Source organism: Enterococcus sp. AMC1251 (genome assembly GCF_058216535.1).
Map to the genome: position 1 here is coordinate 765,074 of NZ_CM177098.1, position 23,626 is coordinate 788,699.

Annotated in this window: 28 protein-coding genes, 1 tRNA gene and 1 other annotated feature (1 of these 30 only partly in view); of the genes, 26 read left to right on the forward strand and 3 right to left on the reverse strand. The window is 36.5% G+C overall.

Annotated elements, in window-relative coordinates; genetic code table 11:
* Positions 1–27: a binding site (T-box leader), on the forward strand (it extends 247 nt beyond the left edge of the window).
* Positions 28–133: 106 nt separating this feature from the next.
* From hisZ to hisE, 9 genes are read left to right on the forward strand one after another with little or no spacing between them, the layout of a single operon-like run.
* Entirely contained in the window at positions 134–1,324 is a 1,191-nt protein-coding gene (gene hisZ / locus AC4BBR_RS03615) for an ATP phosphoribosyltransferase regulatory subunit (RefSeq protein WP_490461207.1), read from the forward strand.
* Positions 1,321–1,959, forward strand: coding sequence for an ATP phosphoribosyltransferase (hisG, locus tag AC4BBR_RS03620; protein WP_490461208.1), 639 nt, complete (start codon positions 1,321–1,323; stop codon positions 1,957–1,959). Before hisZ ends, hisG begins: the two co-directional genes overlap by 4 nt.
* A complete protein-coding gene (gene hisD / locus AC4BBR_RS03625) occupies positions 1,956–3,236 on the forward strand; it encodes a histidinol dehydrogenase (RefSeq protein WP_490461209.1) in 1,281 nt (426 codons plus the stop codon). The genes hisG and hisD overlap by 4 nt, the downstream gene beginning before the upstream one ends.
* Positions 3,237–3,269: 33 nt before the next feature.
* Positions 3,270–3,854, forward strand: a complete 585-nt coding sequence (hisB, locus tag AC4BBR_RS03630; protein WP_490461210.1) for an imidazoleglycerol-phosphate dehydratase HisB — start codon at positions 3,270–3,272, stop codon at positions 3,852–3,854.
* Positions 3,855–4,481, forward strand: coding sequence for an imidazole glycerol phosphate synthase subunit HisH (gene hisH / locus AC4BBR_RS03635; protein WP_490461211.1), 627 nt, complete (start codon positions 3,855–3,857; stop codon positions 4,479–4,481).
* Entirely contained in the window at positions 4,459–5,184 is a 726-nt protein-coding gene (gene hisA, locus AC4BBR_RS03640) for a 1-(5-phosphoribosyl)-5-[(5-phosphoribosylamino)methylideneamino]imidazole-4-carboxamide isomerase (RefSeq protein ID WP_490461212.1), read from the forward strand. Before hisH ends, hisA begins: the two co-directional genes overlap by 23 nt.
* Positions 5,174–5,929: an imidazole glycerol phosphate synthase subunit HisF gene (hisF, locus tag AC4BBR_RS03645; RefSeq protein ID WP_490461213.1), complete on the forward strand. Its 756-nt coding sequence runs from the start codon at positions 5,174–5,176 to the stop codon at positions 5,927–5,929. The genes hisA and hisF overlap by 11 nt, the downstream gene beginning before the upstream one ends.
* Positions 5,926–6,231: a phosphoribosyl-AMP cyclohydrolase gene (gene hisI / locus AC4BBR_RS03650; protein ID WP_490461214.1), complete on the forward strand. Its 306-nt coding sequence runs from the start codon at positions 5,926–5,928 to the stop codon at positions 6,229–6,231. Before hisF ends, hisI begins: the two co-directional genes overlap by 4 nt.
* An 18-nt stretch (positions 6,232–6,249) precedes the next feature.
* On the forward strand, positions 6,250–6,561 hold the full coding sequence (hisE, locus tag AC4BBR_RS03655; RefSeq protein WP_490461215.1) for a phosphoribosyl-ATP diphosphatase: 312 nt from the start codon (positions 6,250–6,252) through the stop codon (positions 6,559–6,561).
* A gap of 54 nt (positions 6,562–6,615) precedes the next feature.
* Here hisE and AC4BBR_RS03660 read toward each other — a convergent pair whose 3' ends face one another.
* Positions 6,616–7,014 carry a DUF4828 domain-containing protein gene (locus AC4BBR_RS03660; protein ID WP_490461216.1) on the reverse strand — a complete coding sequence of 133 codons (399 nt, stop codon included), beginning with the start codon at positions 7,012–7,014 and terminating at the stop codon, positions 6,616–6,618.
* Between the two features lie 220 nt (positions 7,015–7,234).
* Here AC4BBR_RS03660 and sfsA point away from each other — a divergent pair, with 220 nt between their 5' ends.
* From sfsA to AC4BBR_RS03730, 14 genes are all read left to right on the forward strand, one after another.
* Positions 7,235–7,972, forward strand: a complete 738-nt coding sequence (gene sfsA / locus AC4BBR_RS03665; RefSeq protein WP_490462067.1) for a DNA/RNA nuclease SfsA — start codon at positions 7,235–7,237, stop codon at positions 7,970–7,972.
* An 8-nt stretch (positions 7,973–7,980) separates the two neighbouring features.
* A complete protein-coding gene (locus AC4BBR_RS03670; RefSeq protein ID WP_490461217.1) occupies positions 7,981–8,982 on the forward strand; it encodes a Gfo/Idh/MocA family protein in 1,002 nt (333 codons plus the stop codon).
* Positions 8,983–9,008: 26 nt separating this feature from the next.
* Positions 9,009–10,289 carry a DEAD/DEAH box helicase gene (locus AC4BBR_RS03675; protein WP_490461218.1) on the forward strand — a complete coding sequence of 427 codons (1,281 nt, stop codon included), beginning with the start codon at positions 9,009–9,011 and terminating at the stop codon, positions 10,287–10,289.
* Positions 10,290–10,330: 41 nt separating this feature from the next.
* On the forward strand, positions 10,331–13,045 hold the full coding sequence (locus AC4BBR_RS03680) for a sigma-54-dependent transcriptional regulator (protein ID WP_490461219.1): 2,715 nt from the start codon (positions 10,331–10,333) through the stop codon (positions 13,043–13,045).
* 148 nt (positions 13,046–13,193) lie between these two features.
* Positions 13,194–13,514, forward strand: coding sequence for a PTS sugar transporter subunit IIB (locus AC4BBR_RS03685; RefSeq protein WP_490461220.1), 321 nt, complete (start codon positions 13,194–13,196; stop codon positions 13,512–13,514).
* A gap of 30 nt (positions 13,515–13,544) precedes the next feature.
* Complete coding sequence (locus AC4BBR_RS03690; protein WP_490461221.1) at positions 13,545–13,865, forward strand: PTS lactose/cellobiose transporter subunit IIA; 321 nt, start codon at positions 13,545–13,547, stop codon at positions 13,863–13,865.
* A 116-nt stretch (positions 13,866–13,981) separates the two neighbouring features.
* Positions 13,982–15,268: a PTS sugar transporter subunit IIC gene (locus AC4BBR_RS03695; protein WP_490461222.1), complete on the forward strand. Its 1,287-nt coding sequence runs from the start codon at positions 13,982–13,984 to the stop codon at positions 15,266–15,268.
* Positions 15,269–15,392: 124 nt separating this feature from the next.
* On the forward strand, positions 15,393–16,790 hold the full coding sequence (locus tag AC4BBR_RS03700; RefSeq protein ID WP_490461223.1) for a glycoside hydrolase family 1 protein: 1,398 nt from the start codon (positions 15,393–15,395) through the stop codon (positions 16,788–16,790).
* A gap of 210 nt (positions 16,791–17,000) precedes the next feature.
* On the forward strand, positions 17,001–17,321 hold the full coding sequence (locus AC4BBR_RS03705; protein WP_490461224.1) for a PTS sugar transporter subunit IIB: 321 nt from the start codon (positions 17,001–17,003) through the stop codon (positions 17,319–17,321).
* 313 nt (positions 17,322–17,634) lie between these two features.
* Positions 17,635–19,089 (forward strand): PTS sugar transporter subunit IIC, encoded by a 1,455-nt coding sequence (locus AC4BBR_RS03710; protein ID WP_490461225.1) that lies wholly within the window; start codon positions 17,635–17,637, stop codon positions 19,087–19,089.
* A gap of 76 nt (positions 19,090–19,165) precedes the next feature.
* Positions 19,166–19,384, forward strand: coding sequence for a hypothetical protein (locus AC4BBR_RS03715; RefSeq protein ID WP_490461226.1), 219 nt, complete (start codon positions 19,166–19,168; stop codon positions 19,382–19,384).
* Between the two features lie 21 nt (positions 19,385–19,405).
* A complete protein-coding gene (locus tag AC4BBR_RS03720; RefSeq protein WP_490461227.1) occupies positions 19,406–19,606 on the forward strand; it encodes a DUF3188 domain-containing protein in 201 nt (66 codons plus the stop codon).
* Complete coding sequence (locus AC4BBR_RS03725) at positions 19,606–20,019, forward strand: DUF3284 domain-containing protein (RefSeq protein ID WP_490462068.1); 414 nt, start codon at positions 19,606–19,608, stop codon at positions 20,017–20,019. The genes AC4BBR_RS03720 and AC4BBR_RS03725 overlap by 1 nt, the downstream gene beginning before the upstream one ends.
* A 146-nt stretch (positions 20,020–20,165) precedes the next feature.
* Positions 20,166–21,359 carry a GNAT family N-acetyltransferase gene (locus tag AC4BBR_RS03730; RefSeq protein WP_490461228.1) on the forward strand — a complete coding sequence of 398 codons (1,194 nt, stop codon included), beginning with the start codon at positions 20,166–20,168 and terminating at the stop codon, positions 21,357–21,359.
* A gap of 92 nt (positions 21,360–21,451) precedes the next feature.
* On the opposite strand, the gene AC4BBR_RS03735 is transcribed toward AC4BBR_RS03730, so the two are convergent.
* Positions 21,452–21,595 (reverse strand): hypothetical protein, encoded by a 144-nt coding sequence (locus tag AC4BBR_RS03735; protein WP_490461229.1) that lies wholly within the window; start codon positions 21,593–21,595, stop codon positions 21,452–21,454.
* 179 nt (positions 21,596–21,774) lie between these two features.
* Between AC4BBR_RS03735 and AC4BBR_RS03740 the strand changes: the two genes are divergently transcribed.
* Both AC4BBR_RS03740 and AC4BBR_RS03745 read left to right on the forward strand, forming a co-directional pair.
* The gene (locus AC4BBR_RS03740) at positions 21,775–21,897 is read left to right on the forward strand and encodes a hypothetical protein (RefSeq protein ID WP_490461230.1); all 123 of its coding nucleotides are present in this window, start codon (positions 21,775–21,777) and stop codon (positions 21,895–21,897) included.
* A gap of 98 nt (positions 21,898–21,995) precedes the next feature.
* Positions 21,996–22,069 (forward strand) — tRNA-Arg (locus AC4BBR_RS03745).
* Between the two features lie 103 nt (positions 22,070–22,172).
* On the opposite strand, the gene AC4BBR_RS03750 is transcribed toward AC4BBR_RS03745, so the two are convergent.
* Positions 22,173–22,343 (reverse strand): tyrosine-type recombinase/integrase, encoded by a 171-nt coding sequence (locus AC4BBR_RS03750; RefSeq protein ID WP_490461231.1) that lies wholly within the window; start codon positions 22,341–22,343, stop codon positions 22,173–22,175.
* 174 nt (positions 22,344–22,517) lie between these two features.
* On the opposite strand from AC4BBR_RS03750, the gene AC4BBR_RS03755 reads away from it, so the two are divergent.
* Positions 22,518–23,378, forward strand: a complete 861-nt coding sequence (locus AC4BBR_RS03755) for a hypothetical protein (protein ID WP_490461232.1) — start codon at positions 22,518–22,520, stop codon at positions 23,376–23,378.
* The last annotated feature ends 248 nt before the right edge of the window (positions 23,379–23,626 follow it).

Sequence of the window (23,626 nt, forward strand, 5' to 3'; positions counted from 1 at the left end):
CCACGTGAAAAATTTCTCGTCCTCTTGGCTTATTTGCCAAGGGGCTTTTTTTTGGTCTAGCGACACAAATTAGCCTACAGGGAGAAAGATAAAATCAGCGAATATTGTTACCTATATCAGAGGAGGGAACTTAATGAAATGGAATCGAAATTTACCATCTGGAACGAAAGATAAATTATTCCGAGAAGCCAATGGTGCTTATCAGTTAGAAAAACAGATTAATGATATTGTAAATACAAGAGGTTATCAACGAATCGATACGCCAGTAATTGAGTTCGAAGATGTGTTTTGCCGTGAGGAAAAAAATGAACATGAATTTTATCGTTTTTTTGACAAGCAAGGGCGTTTACTTGTTTTGCGACCTGATATGACAATGCCGATTGGTCGTGTGATTGCATCGACAGGTATTCAATCACCACTTAAATTATCTTATAGTGGGAAAGTATTTCGCTCAAATGATGACATGTTAGGAGAAAAAAATGAATTGACGCAAGTAGGAATCGAATTGATTGGCTATTCTTCTCTAAAAGCAGAAGTAGAATGTATCACTTGCGCTGTTGAAATTTTAGAAGAGCTGAATATCCCCAATTTTCATTTTGAATTAGGGCACGCACAAATTTTTCGTTTGATTGTATTGTCACTTGAGTTAAACGATGCAGCAAAAGTAGAACTTCAGTTTTATTTCAATAATAAAAGTATAACTGATCTTAAACAATTTGTGTCGAGATATCCAAGTGAATTAGATGCATTTATTTGCGCAATTCCAAGATTATTTGGTGAAGCTACAGATGTGTTTCCCCTTGCCAAAAGGCTTTTACCAGAAGAATCACCAATCATGAAGATCTTTGATGAAATAGAGAGCTTAATAAATATCATTAAAAGCTATCACCAAAAAATTTCATTAACTATTGATTTAGGATTAGTTGCTCGGATGGATTATTATACTGGTATATTATTTAGCGGTTATGCTGATTTAGTGCCTGATATTTTTCTACGAGGTGGGCGTTATGACCATTTAGCAGAACAATTCGGACATCCAATGATCCCAGCTGTTGGACTCGGAATTAATTTAGATACTTTAGTTGCTTTGCAATATCAAATCAATGATCTCGCTTTTTTAGATCAGCCAACGACCTTAGTTCATGGTTCTTTAACGCAGTTAGCAAAAATAGAAGCGCTAGTAAAAGAGAATCCTAGTTATCAGTTATCCTTATTTGAAACATTGGAAGAAGCGTTAAACTATGGAGAAAAATGGCAATATCACCAGATTATTGAAGTAACTCAGGATAAAATACATGTAATAAAAGTAGGTGAGAGAGATTGACACATTTAACGATTGCCTTAACAAAGGGGCGTTTAGAAAAACAAACATTATCACTATTTAAACAAGCAGGAATTGATACTTCATTTATGCAGGATAAGCAACGAAAATTAATTTTTACTAGTCCTGATCATCGTTTTACGTTTCTTTTAGTGAAAGCTGCCGACGTGACGACCTATGTGCGACATGGCGTTGCTGATTTGGGGATCGTAGGGAAAGATGTACTAATTGAGCATTCACTTGGCTATTATGAAATGTTGGATCTAAAGATTGGTGTGTGCAAGTTTTCGGTTGCCTCCACAAAAAATTATCAACCAGATGATTATAAAAGAAAACGAATTGCAACAAAGTATCCAAGCGTTGCGTCAGAACATTTTCGTAAAAAGGGAGAAGATGTTGAAATCATTAAGATTGAAGGATCAGTGGAAATTGCACCAGTTTTAGGTTTGGCCGATGCAATTGTTGATATCGTAGAGACTGGAACGACCTTGAAAGAGAATGGCTTAGAAATATTTGAAGATATCTGTTCAATTTCGGCTAGGGTGATCGTAAACAAAGTGATGCTAAAACGTAAGCGTCAAGCAATTTTTCAATTATTTGACGAACTAGAATCAGTGATTGAAGGAGGAGAAACATGAAATGGCTATCAGGGGAAACGTCAGAAATTTTAACAACTTTAAATAATGAGGTTCGACTGACTCAAAAGAACAATCAGCAAGTGGAAGAACAGGTTCGTCAGATCATTCAACAAGTGATTGAAAACGGCGATCAAGCGCTGAGGACATACACTAAAAAATTCGATCAAGTTGAACTAAAGGATCTATCTATCTCGAAGGAAACAATTGAGTTAGGATTTCAGCGAGTAGAAAAAGAAGTGATTGCAGTCTTAGAAGCGGCCAAAGACAATATTGTAAGTTACCATGACAAACAAAAGCAACATGATTTTATGGATACAGAAAAATCAGGCGTTTTACGTGGACAGTTAGTGTTGCCCTTGGCTCAGGTAGGCGTTTATGTGCCAGGTGGAACGGCTGCCTATCCGTCCTCTGTATTGATGAATGTTTTACCTGCAAAAATTGCTGGTGTGAAAGAAATCATCATGATTACGCCCCCTTCAGTTGATGGAATCTCAGATGTGATTTTAGCAGCAGCAAAAATTGCAGGAGTAGATAAAATTTTTCAAATTGGCGGGGCGCAGGGAATTGCGGCTCTTGCATATGGAACTGAAACTGTACCTAAAGTGGATAAAATTGTAGGACCGGGCAATATTTATGTAGCAACTGCTAAAAAACAAGTATTTGGTGCAGTGGGAATTGATATGATCGCAGGGCCTTCTGAAATTTGTATTTTGGCCGATGAGACAGCAAATCCTACCTATATTGCGGCTGATTTGCTGTCTCAAGCGGAACATGATACGCTTGCCAGAGCAATATTAGTAACGAATTCAGTCCAACTTGCAAAACAAGTCGAAAAAGAAATTTATCAACAGTTACAGACATTACCACGCAAAGAAATCGCTGAAAAAGCAATTAAAAATCAAGGATTGATCATTCTTACCTCTACAGTGGAAGCAATGTTTATCATCATGAATGAGATTGCGCCAGAACATTTAGAAGTACAATTAGCTGATCCGATCAGTTATCTACATGAAATCAAGAATGCTGGATCCATTTTTTTGGGAGAGTACGCATCAGAACCGGTGGGAGATTATTTTTCAGGAACGAATCATGTCTTGCCGACAAGCGGTACGGCAAAATTTTATTCGCCTTTAGGTGTGTATGATTTTGTGAAGTATAGCCAAGTCACCTATTATACAAAAGAAGCTTTAGCACAAGCCAAAGATAAGATTGCACTTTTAGCAAGAAAAGAAGGCTTAGAAGCACATGCTAGAGCAGTTGAATGTCGTTTTGACTGATTATAAAATAGATTTTATACTGGGGGAAAAGGAATGAGAACAGCAACGTTAAAAAGAGACACTGCAGAAACGAAAATTGAGTTGACACTTGATTTAGATCGTCAAGAACCTGTCAGTATTCAAACGGGTGTTGGATTTTTTGATCATATGTTGATTTTATTTGCCCGTCACAGTCGTATTTCTTTAGAAGTAAAAGTAGATGGTGATTTAGAAGTGGATAGTCATCATACGGTAGAAGATGTTGGGATTGTTTTAGGGCAATGTATTCGGGAAGCCTTAGGGGATAAATCAGGAATCAATCGCTATGGGACAAGTTTTGTACCGATGGATGAGTCTTTGGGGATGGCTTCTTTAGATTTAAGCGGGCGATCTTATCTGGTGTTTGATGCAGCATTCGATAATCCTAAACTTGGAGATTTTGACACAGAGTTAACAGAAGAATTTTTTCAAGCACTTGCTTTTAACGCTCAAATGAATCTCCATTTAAGCATTTTGCATGGGAAAAATACCCATCATAAAATAGAAGCACTATTTAAAGCGACAGGTCGAGCGCTAAGAGAGGCAATGACTGAAAATCCGGCTATTCAAGGAATTAACTCCACGAAGGGAATTTTGTAAATGATTATTATCATTGATTACGATACTGGAAATACCCGCAATGTTCAAAAGGCGTTAGATTGCGTTGGTTTAGCAAATAAAATTTCTGCTGATCCTAATGAAATTCGAGCTGCAGATGGATTGATTCTACCGGGTGTAGGTTCATTTTCATTAGCAATGGCGGAATTAAAGCAACGTGGATTAGTCAGCGTGATCCAAGAAGTGGCACAAAAAGGTACACCAATTTTAGGGGTCTGTTTAGGGATGCAGTTGCTTTTAGAGGGTAGTATGGAAAATGGATTTACAGAAGGTTTAGGGGTGATCGAAGGAATTTGCGAAAAATTGCCAGATGATCCTGAATTACCCGTTCCACATATGGGATGGAATAAACTAGTTGTGACGAAAGAAACATTATTAACCAAAGAAGTAGAAGGAGAGTATGTCTATTTTGTTCACTCCTATTACGTGGATTGCGAACCTGATGTGATCGATGCATTGGTACAATATTCAATTAAAGTACCCGCGATGATCTCAAAGGGAAATATTTACGGAACGCAATTTCATCCAGAAAAAAGTAGTGAGGCAGGTCTTACGATTTTAAGAGGATTTAAGGAGGTTGTGGAGCATGCACGTTTTACCCGCAATTGACATTAGAGAAGGAAAAGCTGTTCGCTTAGTTCAAGGTGATTTTCTGCAAAAAACGATCGTCAATCCTAATCCAGTAGCACAAGCAAAAGAATTTAAAGCAGCAGGTATTCAGATGATACATGTTGTTGATTTAGATGGTGCCTTGGTTGGAAAAGCCTCTAATGCTTCTTTGGTCGAGCAAATAAAACAAACGACGGGCTTAAGAATCCAAGTTGGTGGAGGCATCCGTACGTTGGAACAAATAGATGCTTATATAGCACTTGGAATTGACCGAATTATTATCGGTTCAGCAGCATTGAGAGATCCGGGATTAGTGAAAGAAGCCGTTTTGAAATATGGGGATAAAATTGCGGTCGGTATCGATGCTAAAAATGGAAAAGTCGCTATTAGCGGTTGGCTAGATGTTAGTGAAACAGACTATTTACAAATGGCTAAAAAGATGGCAACGATTGGTGTCAAAACAATCATCTACACAGATATTGCCAAAGATGGAACCTTAACAGGACCAACGTTTGAAGATTACGTGAAGCTATCGAATGTTGTACCAGATGTGCGGATTATTGCGTCAGGCGGTGTCAGCAGCAAAGGCGACTTAGTGAAACTAGCCGAATTAGGATTGTATGGTGCCATCGTCGGAAAAGCATTTTATAACGGTGCCATCAACTTAGCAGATATGTTGGAGGTGGAGAAAAATGCTGACTAAGCGCATTATTCCTTGTTTAGATGTAACAGATGGACGAGTGGTTAAAGGTGTTAATTTCGTTGATTTACAAGACGTTGGCGATCCAGTAGCCATCGCACGGGCTTATAATGAACAAGGAGCCGATGAGCTGGTTTTCTTAGATATTACGGCTACTAGTGATAACCGAGAGACGATGATTGAAGTAGTTGAACGGACGGCCGCAGAAGTATTTATTCCTTTAACTATTGGCGGTGGTATCCGTAGTGTTTCTGATATGAAAAAAATGCTGCAAGCTGGTGCGGATAAAATTTCGCTTAATTCAGCAGCCATCCAACAACCAGAATTAATCAGAGAAGGTGCTGAAAAATTTGGCTCACAATGTATTGTCGTCGCAATTGATGCGAAACGAACAGGCGATTCTTGGCATGTTTTTGTTAAAGGTGGACGTGAAGATACTGGATTAGATGTGATAGATTGGGCTAAAAAAGCTGTAGCACTGGGTGCGGGTGAGATTTTACTGACAAGCATGAATGCAGATGGAACCAAAAAAGGCTATGATATTTCGCTAAATCAAGCCGTCAGTTCTGCTGTAAATGTTCCTGTGATTGCGTCAGGCGGATGTGGCAATGCTGCAGATATTGTGGCAGTATTTGAGCAAACAAAAGTTAGTGCCGCTTTAGCTGCAAGTATTTTTCATTATGGTGAAGTAAACATCCCTGCTGTGAAAGAAGCATTAGCATTCAAAGGAATGGAGGTACGGCGATGAAACCAGATTTTACCAAAGGCTTATTACCAGCAATTATCGTAGAAGCAAAAACAAATGAAGTCTTGATGCTCGCTTATATGAATGAAGAAAGTTATAAAAAAACGCTTGAAACAGGAACCACTTGGTTTTATTCACGTTCCCGCCAACAATTGTGGAATAAGGGGGCAACGAGTGGTCATACGCAACATGTAAAAAGTATCGTTACTGATTGCGATAAAGATACCTTACTGATTACCGTTGAACAAACAGGACATGCTTGTCATACTGGCGAACATAGCTGTTTTTTCAACGTAATTAGCTAGAATAACGGAGGGAAAAGAATGATCGAAACACTCTATGAAGAAATACTCGCCCGTAAAGAAAATCCCAAAGAAGGTTCTTACACGAATTATCTATTCAAACAAGGGATAGACAAAATTTTAAAAAAAGTTGGAGAAGAGGCAACAGAAGTCATCATTGCAGCTAAAAATGATCAAGTAGAACTAATTTCTGAAACATCTGACCTAATTTATCATATGTTGGTTTTGTTGGTTGAAAAAGGAGTTTCTTTGGAGGATATCAAAACTGAACTAAAAAAACGAGAAGGAAAATTAAGTAAAACCAAAGAACGCAAACAAATCGATGAACTATAAAACAATTGAAAAAAAGAAGCATCCCGTATAAAACAATTACGGGGATCGCTTCTTTTATGTTTCTTTAGGACTGTCCAAAGAATCAGTTGCTTCCAAAACATAAGTAGCATCATCTGCTTCATCATAGAGTGATGCAGGTCTGTCATTCAAACATTGAACGATCAAATGATAGCCATATTCATCTTGGGCGACTAATCGTTTTTTGGTCAACTCCACTAACATGTAACTTAATTTTTTACCGTCAATAGTGATCTGCAGATCATCTTCGATCGTTAATGTATGTTGTGTAGCTTTTATTTTATTAATAAACCACCAACTACCTAAATAACTTTTATACAAATTAGGAATATCTGAATGGGATGGTTGTTTCCCCTGCTTCTTTCTCAAAAACAACGAACCAGCAATACCTGTAACAAGTGATGCACCTAAAAATAATGACCAATGCTTTTTCATACTATCATTCTCCTCTAAAACAATCATAGCACGAAATTAAAAAACAAACTATTCGAAAATCTATTCCTATGAAAAAATTTAATGAAGTCCAGCTATTTTTAAACCTGAGGAGATTGCTTTTTTCAATTTCTATTCAAATATATTAAGTGCTATTTGAAAAGTTTGACGGTGCTTTTTCATTAAAAATATGGTATTGTTTTGAAGAAAGGGTGTTAAAATGATTACATATCCGAACGTGCATTTAGCGTATTTTATTGATAGACCAAATCGTTTTATTGCAAGGTGTCGTTTACAGGAAACCGGCGAAATGGTAACGGTTCACGTGAAGAATACTGGTCGCTGCAAAGAACTATTTCAACCAGAAGTTGAGGTTGCATTGTCGTTTCAGCCTTCGCCAAAAAGAAAAACAGACTATGATCTAATTGCCGTCAAAAAAAAGGCCGATTGGTTTAATATTGACAGTCAAATTCCAAATACATTGGCTGCTCAAGCGATCCAGAATGGTACAATCACTTTGCCGGGGTTGAGAGGCGCGATAGTTTCAGTGAAAAGAGAAAAGCGTTTTGCGCAGTCTCAATTTGATCTATTGATAGAGACAGATACTGGTAATCAAGCATTTGTTGAAGTAAAAGGAATGACCTTAGAAAATCATGCAATAGGCGCATTTCCTGATGCACCAACGTTGCGTGGTTTGAAACACGTGACAGAATTGATCGAAGCGATAAAAGAAGGATATCAAAGTTACGTGTTATTTGTGATACAGTTTGAAAATGTTGAAATAGCGACAATCCACAGTAATATGCAACCAACTTTAGCGCAAATGATTTTATCAGGGAAAAAACAAGGATTAAGTGTCATTGCTTACAATTGTAGTGTCACTCCTGATACAATAGCAATAGAGCATCAGGTACCGTTTGATGTCACAACAACGTTTGAAGATCCAAATTCAGAAAGGTGAGGGTAAACATGATTCACTTAGGTATTATTGGCACAAACTGGATTAGTCATCAATTTGTCAAAGCAGCATTGGAAACAAATCGCTATGATTTAACAGCGGTTTATTCACGTAAATTAGAAACAGCTCAAAAATTTGGTGAAGAATATGGTGAGGTTGAATATGCAACGGATTTAAACACATTTTTCGGTATTGCGCATATGGACACGGTTTATATCGCTTCACCTAATTCTCTTCATTTTGAACAAGCCAAACAAGGAATTTTGGCTGGAAAAAATATTATTGTTGAAAAACCAGCCTTCTCAACGCCGGCAGAAATGGTAGAAATCATTAACTTAGCGAATCAGCAAAAAGTCTTCTTTTTTGAAGCAGCCCGCAATATCCATGAGAAGAGCTTCAAGAAAATTCGTGATTTATTGCCTTTAAAAAATCAAATTACCGGTGCAAACTTTACTTATATGAAATATTCTTCACGCTATGACCAAGTACTTGATGGACAAGAGCCAAATATCTTTTCACCTCATTTTTCTGGAGGTGCTATGGCGGATCTCGGTGTTTATTTAGTTTATGCTGCTGTCGGTTGGTTTGGTATGCCGAATGAAAGTCATTATTTTGCCAGAAAAATCCCGACAGATGTGGACGGAATCGGTACGGCTATTTTAAGATATGACTTGTTTGATGTGACATTACAGACAGGAAAAAACGTAGATTCTTTCTTAGATTCTGAAATTTATTTTGATGGCGGAACATTGATTTTAGATAGTGTTAATGCTATTTCTAAAGCAGAATTTTATGACCGAAATCATCAAGAACGTGATATCATTTCTTTAACAACAGAAGAAAACCCGATGATTGAAGAAGCCAATGATTTTGCAGATGTACTTGAAAATCCTAACGATCCAACAATGGGTGTACGTTACGAAGAATGGGTGGAATTATCACGTAATGTGAATAAAGTAGTAACAGCTTTAAGAAAGAGTGCCGGCATCATTTTTGATGCGGATAAAGAATAAACAGTTTTAATAAAGAGAGGACTATTATGACATTTATCAAACATTTACCAGAAGCTTGGCAAGAACATTGGCAAGCTTCTGGTTTTAGCGAGCCATCAATGATCCAACAAAAAAGTTTCCAGCCTTTAAAAGAAAAAGAGAATGTTTTAGGGATTTCCCCAACAGGTTCAGGAAAAACTTTGGCTTACATTTTACCCCTGCTTTTAAATATAGAAAAAGATCAAGGCAGTCAGTTATTAATTTTGGCACCTTCACAAGAGCTTGCTGTACAAATCAGCCAAGTTGTACGTGATTGGGCAGCATTACTTCAATTAAAAACACAAAGTCTGATAGGTGGAGCAAATGTCGGCCGTCAAATTGAAAAACTAAAAAAGAAACCAGAAATTTTAGTAGGCACACCAGGACGTATATTAGAATTGATCAAAACAAAGAAAATCAAAAGCCATTTACTTCAGACCGTTGTCATGGATGAAGTAGACCAACTATTCCATGATAAAGAATTAAATTTAACGAAACAAATTCTAACAAGTGCGCCAACTGAGTTTCAATTAGTTTTTTATTCTGCAACAGCAGATCGAGTGGCGGAAGAAGCTCAAAAATTAGCGAATCAGTTGACGATCATCGACGTAACAAATGAAGATCAGTCTGGAGGCGTAGTGAAGCATTATTTTATGACTTTGTCTCCTAGAAAGAAAAGTGACCATTTAAGAAGCTTAGCTTATACGCCAGATTTTCGGGCGATGGTATTCTTCAATCAAGTGGCTGATTTAGGTTCGGTAGAAGAAAAATTGATTTATGAAGGATTGGCAGTCGCAGGTCTTGCCTCAGATCAGAACAAAACATTGCGTAAATTAGCGATCGATCAATTCTCCAATAAACAAGCAGTGATGCTTTTGACGACGGATATCGCTGCTAGAGGATTAGATTTTGAGGCGATTCCATTTGTTGTGAATGCGGAAGTTCCTTTGTCAGAAGAAAGCTATATTCATCGAGCTGGGCGTGTTGGACGGATGGGAGCTACAGGTTCTGTCATTACATTTGTAAATGATGCAACCAAAAGAGATTATCAACGATTGATGAAAAAAATCGATTATCCGTCCAAAGAAATTTTTCTTTACGATGGTGCAATACACCTGACTAGAAAAGAGAAAAGTTCGACGGAAGAAAAAACGTTTCCTTCAAGTACAACGGCTAAAAAAGAAAAAATGACCCAACAATTATCAATCAAAAAGGTAGCAAAGTCTAAAAATCGTCCGAAAAATAATAAAAATAAAGGGGCTAGACGGAAGCCGTCTACGTCTGAATAATAGATGAAAAGTTAGAACGTCATGATTTAAGGAGGCTATCCATGAAATCTAGAAAAGATGAGATTTTAGCGGTTTTAAATTTGAAAAAACAAGGCATGACGGCGGCAGATGTCGCAAGTGAACTGGCGATCGATCGAAGCAATGCCAGTCGCTATTTAAGTGAATTGTTTAAAGAACACAAAATCATTAAAAGTGATGGTCGCCCTGTTGTCTATTCGGCTGTAACAGAAGAAGACAAAGTGCACGTAGATAGCTCCAGCGAAGTAACGTTTGATAATTTAGTAGGAGCTCATGATTCATTAAAGATTAGCATACAGCAAGCAAAAGCGGCGATTTTATATCCGCCACGCGGCTTACATACAATTATTTTCGGTGAGACTGGAACAGGGAAATCACTATTTGCTGAATGTATGTATCATTTTGCGGTTGATTCTAAAACATTGGCAGTGGATGCTCCCTTTGTTTCATTTAACTGTGCAGATTACGCTCAAAATCCGCAGTTGCTTTTTGGCCATATTTTTGGAGTCAAAAAGGGAGCATTTACTGGTGCGAATGATGATAGCCCAGGTTTAATGACGAAAGCTGACGGGGGTATTCTTTTTCTTGATGAAATTCATCGCTTACCGCCAGAAGGGCAAGAAATGCTGTTTACATTTATTGATAAAGGAATCTATCGTCCACTTGGTGAAAGTGGCCAAACCCATGAAGCATCCGTTCAAATCATTGGTGCAACGACAGAATCATCTGCGAGTTTTTTGACAACATTTAATCGTAGAATTCCAATGGCGATTACGCTACCGTCATTAGATGCCCGCTCACTCGACGAACGTTATGACATTATTTCATTATTTATCAAACAAGAAGCAAATCGTTTGAACCAACGAATCGACATAAAAAGAGAAGCGCTTCTTGCTTTTATGCTGTATGATGCTGAAGGGAATATCGGGCAAGTAAAACGGGATTTGAAACTTGTTTGTGCTAAATCTTTTCTGCATTATCGCACGCATGATGAGTCTAGTTTAGTCATTCAAAAACGAGATCTCCCCCTACAAGTACAAAAAGGCTTATTAAAAATCAAAGAAGTTTCAGATCGTTTAGATCGTTTTGTAGATAGTAAAAGTAATTATTTGAGTTTTGAGCCAGGAACGAATGAAGTCGTTTGGTCGCAAGATCCAGCTCGTGATATGCAAGTTTATAATGAAATCGAAGAAAAAGTTGCGACTTTATCAGCAAATGAATTAGAAAATGTTGATTTAGAACAGCTGATCTCAAGTGATATGGATGCTTATTTTCAAACCTATGTAGATGAATTGACACAAAATCCTGTGCATAAAGAACTACTACCAGAACCAATTTGGAAGTTGACAGATCAATTATATGACATTGCAGAAAAAAGATTAGAGCGTACCTATAACGAAAAAGCTCGCTTTGCCTTTGCCTTACATCTGCAAAGTACGATAGATCGAGTGAAAGAAGGACATGTTATTGTTCATCCTAACTTAAATAATGTCCGTAAAAAAATGAAAAAAGAATTCCAAGTAGCGATGGATTTATCTTCTATTATAGAAGAAGAAAACAATATCGAAATTCCATTTGATGAAATTGGATTTATCAGTATGTTTTTATCGATCAATGTTGGTAATGTTGAAAAAGTTCATGCCAATAATGTTGGTGTAGTTGTTTTGATGCACGGCGACTCCACTGCTTCAAGTATGCTAAAAACAGCGCAAGAATTACTTGGTACAGAAACGGGAGTTGCAATGAACATGCCACTTACGATGGAAGTTCAAACCATGTACGAACAGCTAAAAAGCTTTGTTTTGAGTCATCGTGAAAAACTTGTGAATGGAATGTTGCTTTTAACGGATATGGGTTCATTAAATTCTTTTGGCAATCTGATTTTTGAAGAGACGGGTATTCGAACCAAAGCTATCACCATGACCAGTACCATGATTGTGCTAGAAGCGATTCGGATGGCAAGTGTGGGACGAAGCTTAGAAGATATTTATCAAAATATCCAAATGTCTTTTGAAAGTATTATTCGAGAACAGTTTCGTACGAGTCCACAAAACCGAGAAGATGTAAAAAAAGCAGTGGTTGTGACGTGCTTTACTGGCGAAGGCGTTGCAGCAAAATTATACCAACGAATTTTACCAGTAATTGATGAAAGCAAAGTAGAAGTCATCCAAATGCAGTTTTTAGAACGAGAAGCATTTAAGAAGCACATTGATGGTCTAATGGAAGAATATGAAATAAAAGCCATAGCTGGTACTGTTGATGTGGAATATCAAAATATTCCATTCTTTTCTGCTTACGATATCTTTGATGATGAGAAACTAAATGTCCTAAAACGAATTGCGGGCGATGAAGTTCCAACGGAGAAAATCGTGAAATCATTAGGCGGAACGATCACCGCAGTTGATTCACTACAAAAATTGATTGTGATATTACAAAAAATAGTCCACCAAATTCAAGCAGATATGCATATCATTGTAGAACCAGGTGTTGATGCAGGGATTGTGATCCATTTAGCATTTTTAGTAGATGCCATTTTAAAAGGTGAGAAATCAAAAGAATTTGAAAATCTTACAGAATTTATGAAAAAAAACCGTCTAGAAACAGATGTCATCAGAACGAATTTAATGGTGATCGAAAAAGCCTATCGTGTAGTTTTCAGCGAGTCAGATATCGCGCACCTAACCCAACTTTTTTTGGAAAATAGAATTGAAGTAATTGCAAAATATAAACAAAATTGATTAGTGTGTAGGTGTGAGAATAATAGTGTGTAAAATAAATGTATAGACCAAAACCTTACTATATCTAGGTTTGGTCTGTATTTTTTTTGGCACGCTTCTTGCTTTATATAAAAGTGTAAATACAACAAATTTAAGGGGAGTGGCAAAAATGGCTAAAAAAACAATTATGCTAGTTTGTTCAGCAGGAATGAGTACAAGTTTATTAGTAACAAAAATGCAAAAAGCAGCAGAAGATCGTGGAATGGAAGCAGAGATCTTCGCAGTATCAGCATCAGATGCAGATAACAACTTAGAAGCAAAAGATGTAAACGTATTACTTTTAGGTCCGCAAGTTCGATTTATGAAAACTCAATTTGAACAAAAATTAGCACCCAAAGGAATTCCGTTTGACGTAATCAATATGTCAGATTATGGGATGATGAATGGTGAAAAAGTTTTAGATCAAGCAATTGCTTTAATGGAACAATAATCAAAATAAAAATGAATGGAGTTTTAAACTATGGAAGAGCAACAAAATTTAGAAGCAATTATGGGATTAATCATGTATGGGGGAAACGCTAAAAGCGATGCAATGGAAGCGATTGCTGCAGCGAAAAAAGGAGACTTCGAATTAGCAGATCAAAAAATCGCTGATGCAGAGGAATCTCTAGTCCAAGCACACCATTCTCAAACAGGAATGTTAACACAAGAAGCACAAGGGAATCATATTCAAGTGACTTTATTGACCGTTCATAGTCAAGATCACTTAATGACATCAATTGCTTTTACTGATTTAGCAAAAGAGATCATTGACTTGCATCGTCGCATAGATAATGAATAAGAGAAATAAAAATGGGAAAAGAACCGGTTAGAAATCGAAACGGTAATAATAACAGATTTGAAAAGCTTAAATTAAATGCTTTTTAGATAAATTTTGTTTAGGGGGATTTACAAAAAATGGACGGATTTGTTCAATGGATGGAAAAACATTTTATGCCAAAAGCCTCAGTAATTGCGGCTCAACGCCACTTAGTGGCAATTCGTGATGCATTTGTCGTTACGATGCCACTAATGATTCTAGGCGCACTAGCGGTACTCATCAACAATTTACCGATACCTGGATTTTCAAAATTAATGGATAGATTATTTCCAATGATCGCCAATGATGCACCGATTTGGAAGAGCTTCGGTGGAAATATCTGGAATGGAACATTCGCAATTTTTTCTATATTAGTTGCATTTTTAGTAGCGTATAATTTAGTGAAATCTTATGGTAAAGATGGGATTGCTGCAGGAACTGTATCTGTTGCTTCATTCTTTGCAGTTGGCGGACTAAGCGGAACAGACGCTACCGGATTATTTATTGCTTTAGTTATTGCACTTATTTCAGGAGAAATTTTCCAACGATTAGTTGGAAACGATAAATTAGTCATCAAAATGCCGGACGGTGTACCACCAGCAGTTGCTAAATCATTCGCAGCATTATTACCTGCAATGATTACAATTAGTATTTTTAGTTTGATTACATCAATTTTATTAGGATTTGGTGTTGAAAATATCGTAGTATCTTTCTACGAAGCAGTTCAAAAACCATTTATGGGATTAGCTAATAGCTATCCATCTGCATTATTGTTAGCGTTTATTACACCTTTCTTATGGTTCTTTGGTTTACATGGAGCAAATATGGTCGATCCATTAATGCAAACAATTAATGTGCCAGCGATTGATGCTAATATTAAAGCGTTAGAAGCAGGGGAAAAAATTCCTTATATCGTGAATAAACCTTTCTTTGATTCATTTGTAAACTTAGGTGGAACAGGTGCTACTTTAGGGTTGTTGATTGCTATTTTCATAGTAGGACGTAAAAACAAACCATTTAAAGTGATCACGAACTTAAGTTTAGCACCAGGTATTTTTAATATTAATGAGCCAGTAATGTTTGGATTACCGATCGTATTGAATCCGATTATGTTTATTCCGTTTATCATTACACCAATGGTTCTTGTAACAACAGCATACATCGCAACGTCAACAGGTCTTGTTCCAGCTGCGACATTTATGCCGCCATGGGTAACACCGCCGATTATTGGTGGATTCTTGGCAACGAAGAGTATCGCAGGAGGAGTGTTAGCTGCAGTAAACTTAGTGATCTCTGTATTAATCTATATCCCGTTCGTTAAAGTAGCAACGGATCAATTCTTAAAACAAGAAGCAGAGGCTCAAATGCAAGAAGAAAAAATTTAAGCGTAATGAATAAATAGATAAAATCTCCTTATGAGAGAGTGGGACGAACAAAGTTGTTGTTTTGTCTCAATTTCTGGGAGATTTTATCTATTTTCAAATAAAATCATTTTAGGAGATGGCGATGATGAATTATCAGTTCCCAGACGGTTTTTGGTGGGGTTCAGCTGCTAGCGGACCACAAACAGAAGGTATTTTTGAAGGTGATGGAAAAGCACAAAACATATGGGATTTTTGGTACGAAGAAAAGCCTGAAAAATTTTTTAATAAAATCGGTCCAGAAAAAACATCTCAATTTTATAAAAAATACCATGAAGACATTCAATTAATGAAAGCAACAGGGCATAATTCTTTTCGGACATCTATTCAGTGGAGCCGATTGATTCCTGATCCAAAAACTAGAGAAGTGAATCCCAAAGCAGTCGATTTCTATAATGATGTAATCAATAGCTTGTTGGATCAAGATATCGAACCTTTTATGAATTTGTATCACTTTGATATGCCAATGATACTGCAAGAAGAAGGCGGATGGCTGAATCGGGAAGTTGTTGATCAATATGTTTTTTATGCGAAAACTTGTTTTGAATTATTTGGAGACCGCGTAAAAAAATGGTTTACACACAATGAACCCATCGTACCCGTTGAAGGTGGTTACTTATACGGCTGGCATTATCCAGAAGAAGTAAACTTAAAACATGGTGTTCAAGTTGCTTATCATGAGGCCTTAGCTAGTGCTAAAGCCATTGAAGTGTATCATGCTATGAATTTAACAGGAGAAATCGGGATCGTACTTAATTTGACGCCGAGCTATCCGAGAGATCCTCAAAACGAAGAGGATGTTAAAGCTGCTCATTTAGTCGACGGGTTGTTTAATCGTTCATTTTTAGATCCTGCTGTAAAAGGTCACTTTCCGCAAGATATAGTAGCGTGGGTTAAAGAACAAGAGTTGATGCCAGAAACAACGCCTGAAGATCTAGCAACGATTGCAGAAAATACGATCGATCTTTTAGGAGTAAATTATTACCAACCTCGCAGAGTTAAAGCTAAAGAAACGCCTATAGAAATAGCTGGAAACAGTATACTGCCAGAAGATTTTTATGATGTATACGATATGCCAGGGAAAAAAATGAACCCGTATCGTGGGTGGGAAATCTATGAAAAAGGCATTTATGACACATTAATGAATTTGAAAGAAAACTATGGCAATATCCGCTGCTATATTTCTGAAAACGGTATGGGTGTAGAAGGTGAAGAACGCTTTGTAAATGCTGAGGGGATGATCGAAGATGACTACCGAATCGAATTTGTAACGGATCACTTGAAATGGGTGCATCAGGCAATCCAAGAAGGAAGTCAGGTCCAAGGCTATCATATGTGGACTTGCATGGATAATTGGTCGTGGTTGAACGCTTATAAAAATCGTTATGGATTTATTGCGGTTGATTTGGATCAAGAAGCAAAAAGAACGATCAAGAAAAGCGGCTATTGGTTCAAAGAGTTATCAGAGAATAATGGTTTCAACTAAATATAATGAATTTTCAAATTAATAGAAATGGCTTTGTAGCAATGAAGAAAGCGCACACAAAAACAGTGTGTGATAAGAAAAATAGTAGTGTGTACACAATCTGTATAGACCAAAATCTTGTTATTACTAGATTTGGTCTATGCTTTTTTTGGCACGCTTCTTGCTTTATATAAAAGTGTAAATACAACAAATTTAAGGGGAGTGGCAAAAATGGCTAAAAAAACAATTATGCTAGTTTGTTCAGCAGGAATGAGTACAAGTTTATTAGTAACAAAAATGCAAAAAGCAGCAGAAGATCGTGGAATGGAAGCAGAGATCTTCGCAGTATCAGCATCAGATGCAGATAACAACTTAGAAGCAAAAGATGTAAACGTATTACTTTTAGGTCCGCAAGTTCGATTTATGAAAACTCAATTTGAACAAAAATTAGCACCCAAAGGAATTCCGTTTGACGTAATCAATATGTCAGATTATGGGATGATGAATGGTGAAAAAGTTTTAGATCAAGCAATTGCTTTAATGGATAACTAAAAAGTGAACGAGTTGTAAATGTTAGAAGCGATTATGCGACTGATCAAGTATTATGTGATGATAAACCGATGGTTTGAAAGCGTTTTTTTAGCGGTTTTGAAATAGATGATCAAAAAATCACTAGTACAGAAGAATGTGAGTCTAGGCTCATTAATTTATATCATCGTATGGACAATGAATAAACTGTGTTATTTTATTTTTTGAACGGAAGAAAATAGAGGTTAAAGTTTTTTGAACGGGACTTTAACAACTACTTTGTTTTAAGGAGTTTAATTACTCTTTGAATAAATATTATTTATAGGAGGAACAAAAAATGGATGGATTAACAGCCTGGATGGAGAAATACATTCTACCTGTAGCAGGGAAAATTGGTGCGCAGAAACACCTAGTTGCGCTACGTGATGCCTTTATCGGGACAATGCCAGCAACGATGGCAGGGTCGATTGCAGTAATGATCAACGCGATCATTCGTGATTTACCACAGCAATTTTTCTCTGACTATGCAGCGAACCTTGTTGCAGACAAAGGGATATTTGCAGTTATTAATGTTATTATTGGGATCAACGAGTTTGTTTGGAACGGGACTTTGGCAATTGCTGGTTTGATTTTTGCTTTTTCTTGGGGATATAATTTAGCAAGAGCATACAAAGTAAATGATTTAGCAGGTGGTATTGTTGGGTTAGCAACCTTGATTCAAGGAGTCGCTTTTGCGTATTCTAATACGTTAGAAGCAGCTGTTCCTAAACAATTGATGAACACCATCAACGCTGGCACTGCAGATTCTGGTTGGTCAGCAACAGCAGAAGGATTGACTGCTGGCGGCTGGGGTTGGTTAAAATTAGATCATTTGAATGGTAACGCTTACTTCACGGTCATGATTATGGGTGCAATTTCTGTTATCATTTTCTGTAAATTAATGTTGGCAAATATCACGATTAAAATGCCTGATTCAGTTCCGCCAGCAGTATCAAAAGCGTTCGCTGCGATTTTACCTGCAACGATCGCATTATATGTTATTGCAATTATTAACTTTGTAGTAGGTAAATTAACGAATGGACAATTGATCATCGATCTTGTTCAAAAATATATTGCTGAACCATTCTTGGGCTTATCTCAAGGGTTGGGAGCTGTCTTGATCGTAACGATCTTCGTTCAAATTTTCTGGTTCTTCGGTATTCATGGTCCTAATGTATTGGCTCCAGTTTTAGAAGGTATTTGGGGACAAGCGCAATTGATCAATATCGATATTTTCCAAAAAGGGTATAAAGGGTTGACTGGTACGCCAGCTGTCTTGAAAGCCATTGATGATGGAAAAGCGTATATGTGGGTTCGTGGTTCATTTGATGCTTTTGCATGGTTTGGTGGTTCAGGTGGTACGATCGTCTTGATCATCGCGATTTTACTATTTTCAAAACGTGCAGATTACCTAACTGTTGGTAAATTATCATTAGGGCCTGGTATTTTCAATATTAACGAACCAATTATGTTTGGTTTACCAATCGTGTTAAACGCAATCATGTTTGTACCATTCTTAATAGCACCAGTTGTAGCAACAACAATTGGTTGGCTAGCAACGTATTTCGGATTAGTAGCACCAGTTTCACAACAAGTAACATGGGTTGTTCCTCCAATTTTGTTATCATTCTTAGCAACAGGAGCAGACTGGAGAGCACCAATTGTCACAATTGTATGTATGGTTGTAACATTCCTTATATGGACACCGTTTGTTATTGCAGCGAATAGAATGGAACCAACAGATTTCGAATAAAACAAAACTAAATAGTATGTTGCTTTCACTTTAAATGGAGTGAAAGCAGCAGCTCTATTACCAAGGAGAGGTTAAAATGATTACAATAGCGAGTGCAATGCAACAAGAAGAAATCAAAAAGTTATTAGAAAACTATGATGCGGATGATTTTACGTATACATTTAAAGAAAAAAAAGGAATAAAATTAGTATTTGATGTAACGGGAGACAAAGAAGAAGCTGCTAAAAAAGCAAAAGAAATAATCAAAGCACAATCTTGGGGCAGTGTCTTGTACTTCCAAGCGGCAGTAGTTTAAAAATAGAATGGATGATGAAAGATGATTAGAAACGGCTTGTTTATGTGCAGTATCGGTTTCATAATAATTTTATATGCAGTAAACCCAGCTTCAATGAGCTATGATTTGTTGAGCATGGCAACAGGAATTTTCTTAGTGGTTGTTGGCGGCTATTTCTTTTTCAAGGGAAGGGAAATTGAAGAAACTAAAGTAAAAAAGCAAAATAATGAGGTGAAAAAATGATGGAAATTACCAAAAAAATGAATATTCCAGCGCCTTACTTTTATGGAAAAGTAATTGATTCTGTTCTTTTTGATATTCGCAAACACACTGGGAAAAGTTTAACAAAAAAGCAATTGAATAATTTTGAATATGTAAAATCATTTTCTAAGAATAGCCGAGCAAAAATCAAAGTCGAAAAAATTGTCGACAATTCATCGTATCATTTCCAAACGTCAACGACTAAAAATAATTTTTCGGTAAGTTATGAAATTGTACCGATTGATGAGAAATCTTGTGAGATTCACTATACAGAAAAAATGGAATCCTTTGGTTTTTTACAAAAAATGAATGACGCAGTACTAGGCACGATTTTGATGTACTTTAAAAAACGCCAATTTAGAAAAATGTTACAAATGATAGAGGAATCCTATTGAGAGATATCGAGACGCTCTCTTTTTATGTGATTCTATCTTTTTCAAATAATTCAAAAATATAGCAACATTTAAATCACAAAAACACCAAATCTATTTAAATTACTTCCTCTTTACGTTATTCTTAACTGTGATGAGGGGGAAATTTAATGAGTGAAGTTAAAAGAATGAATGAAGACCAAATAGAAGAAATGTTCGAATTAGCAGCCTATGCGTTCAATGCAGAAACCACTGAGAAACGCAAAGCACGTTTTAAAAAAATGGTTAAACATTCGTGGAATTATGGCTATTTTTCAAATGATATCCTAACGAGTCAAGTGATCGCTACGCCGTTTACAGTAGCATTTCACGGAATAAACTATCAAATGGCTGGGATCGGTTGTGTTTCGTCTTATCCTGAATACCGCGGACAGGGTGGTATTTCAGCGATTATGAAACAGTTGTTAGTAGAATTAGCTGAGAATAAGGTTGAACTAGCATACTTAGCGCCGTTTTCGTATCCTTTTTATAGAAAATATGGTTTTGAGCAATTATTTGAACAAATGAGTTATACCATCAAAGCAGCTGATTGGCCAAACGTAAAAGTGAGTTCTGGTGTGATGAAACGTGTAAGCTATGAAGACGCAAAAAACACTTGCCAGCAGATTTATGCTAGTTTACCAGATAATCAGAGAGGGGCAGTGATTCGGGAATCTTGGTGGTTTGATTATGCATTTGGCCTAGATCAAGGAAACCAATTTGCCCTTTATGAAGATGAACAAGGAAATACTCAAGGATATTTGATTTATCAATCGAGTGAGGAACGTTTTGTTATTAAAGAATGGGGCTATCTAAATATTCAGGCGTTTCAATCGATGGCTCGTTTTATCGGTTCTCATAATGGCTCATCTCGAGAATTTCATTTAAAAACAGGTTGTGGTATCAAAAACCTAAGTTATTTAATGTCTTCTCCTTTAGTAGAAATGAATGTTACCCCTTTTATGATGGGGAGAATCGTAAGTTTAGAACGTTTTTTAGCTAAATATCCTTTTAAATCAGGACATAAAGAGGACTACTATTTTCAAGTTTCAGATGAATATGGTCCTTGGAATGAGGGGGTCTGGGCATTATCAATAGCTGACAATGGTCAGAGTACTATAAGAAAACTTGACTTGTTCCCTGATACGTTGAGGGAAGAGGAATTCATCGTAAGTACGATTCAAACACTGACTCAACTCTTTATGGGGTACAGAACAGCGACTGAATTAAATTTCTACGGAAAAATTAAAGGAAACGAGTCTCTACTCCAGTCATTAGATAAACGATTAGTAAAAGGTATACCCATATTAGCAGATTATTTTTAAAAAGCGAGGGTGAGACAAAAGTAAAAAATACTTTTACCTCACCCTTTAAAACCGAATAAACGGATCTGCTTTTGTCCCAACAGTATTTAAATTTATGCGTTATTTTCTTCTTCTTCTGCTTCTTCTGAGGTGTATTCATGTTTTTCTTCCAAAGCTTCTTTAAAAATCTCTTCTTTTTCTTGCTTATAGTTGTCTTGACGCTCAGCAAAAATCTTTTCTTTTGTCTTGTCAGTCATCTAAATTCCCTCCACATTTTTTAGTTACCACAAATGGTATAGGTAAACCTTAACATTCTTAGAAAGACTTTACGATTATTTTGATTACAAGCAAAAGATTAGCGAAACTAGCTAAAAGTTCCTATAATATAAGATAAGGAATCAAATAAAAGTCTAAAAAATGAAAGGTAGTGGAGAATATGAGTAAAACAAAAGAAGAAAAAGTTACAAGAAATGGTAAGATCGGTAAAACATTAGCTGTTGTCATAGGCGGTCTTTATTTAGTGAAAATCTTAAAAGGTAAAAAAGACATTAAAAAATAAAAAAATCGAGAAAGTGATCCGGATAGTTACATCTGAGTTGCTTTCTTTTTATTTTCATTGACACTGATTGAAAAGACTTTTAAAATAAATAAAAGAATGTTCTCGTAGCTCAGTAGGATAGAGCAATCGCCTCCTAAGCGATAGGTCGCTGGTTCGATTCCAGTCGGGAACGTAAAAAACACCTGTCAAACGTTGTATTGACAGGTGTTTTAATTTATTAGTGCCAATTTTGTGCCAAATGCCTTACAAGTATTTCATAATATCGCTAATCTTTTCTAGGTCTTGGTCTTCCAACTCTTTACTATATGAGCGTAAGTTTCTTGAGTTGTCGTTGTATCTCGATGTCCTAGCAATTTAGATACCGTGAGAATGTTGATTTGCTTACATAGTAAAACGGATGCGTATGTATGCCTTAGCCCGTGCAAAGTCAAGTTAGTCGGGAACATAAAAAGCCGAAAAACCTTTGTTTTGCGGTCTTTTTTTTATTCCTCAAAAGAAAATTATCTCACTGGAAATAAAAAAAATTGCAAAAATTGAAAAATATTTTTTTAAATGACTATTGTAATGTAACTAGCTTATATTATATAATTATGATGTTACAAAGAAAGGATAGTGAGAAAATGAAAAAAGTTAGTTTATTATTGTTAGGTTTAACACTGTTTTTTGTAGGTGGAACAGCACAAGCAAATGCAGAAGAAGAAATTACTGCAGTACCTTATGGAGAAGTGCAAAGTGCGGATGTTCTGCAAAGTGAAGAGTCGGAATCCGCAGAAACATTTGCTCAAAACGAACGTGCTGCAAGTGCATCAGTTACTTATCGCACACACGTACAAGATGTTGGTTGGCAAGGTTGGAAGAATAATGCACAAGTATCAGGAACTTCAGGTAAGAAAAAACGCTTAGAAGCAATCCAATTAAAGATTCAAAATTCACCATACAGTGGAGGTATCCAATACCGTACACATGTTCAAGATATTGGCTGGCAAGGTTGGAAGAGTGATGGTCAAGTATCGGGAACTTCAGGTCAAAAGAAACGTTTAGAAGCGATTCAAATCAAATTGACTGGTCAGTTAGCTCAAGTTTATGATGTGTTTTATCGTGTCCATGCCCAAGAGTTTGGCTGGATGGGTTGGGAAAAAGGTGGCATTCCTTCTGGAACATCGAAATATTCTTATCGTCTAGAAGCAATAGAAGTAAAACTAGTTCCTAAGAAAAACTACACAACAATCAACAAATTAGGAAAAATGTCATATAGAGATAATAAAACATTTGCTGGTGAGATTAACTATAAATCAGTAGGTGTGCCAAAATCAATGTTAAGTAACTCTTTGAAATTATTCAAAGATGAAAAATCAATTAGGGCTTATGTTGAAAGAGAGTTAAAAGATTACAACCGCAAAGCAATCGCTTGTCAAACATATGTTATTAGAAGAGGGCTTACAACAATCGGTTATACTGCTGAATTCTATTTCCCTTATTAACAATAAAAAAACATACTAAGATTAGAGGGTAAACTCATCGACGGATGAGTTTATCCTCTATTTTCTTATTTTTAAGTTTATAGTAAGGGGTGAAAGGAAGATCGACCACACGCTCATGGACTTCGAGTCCCTACGAAAAAACGGTCTCCTTCACTGTCATTTTAAAATCTGGTTTAAGTATGTTGGGGCTTCGAGCTTGTGTTTAGGAAATTAGAAACGAAATGAAACAGTGAAGAACTTTTCAACAA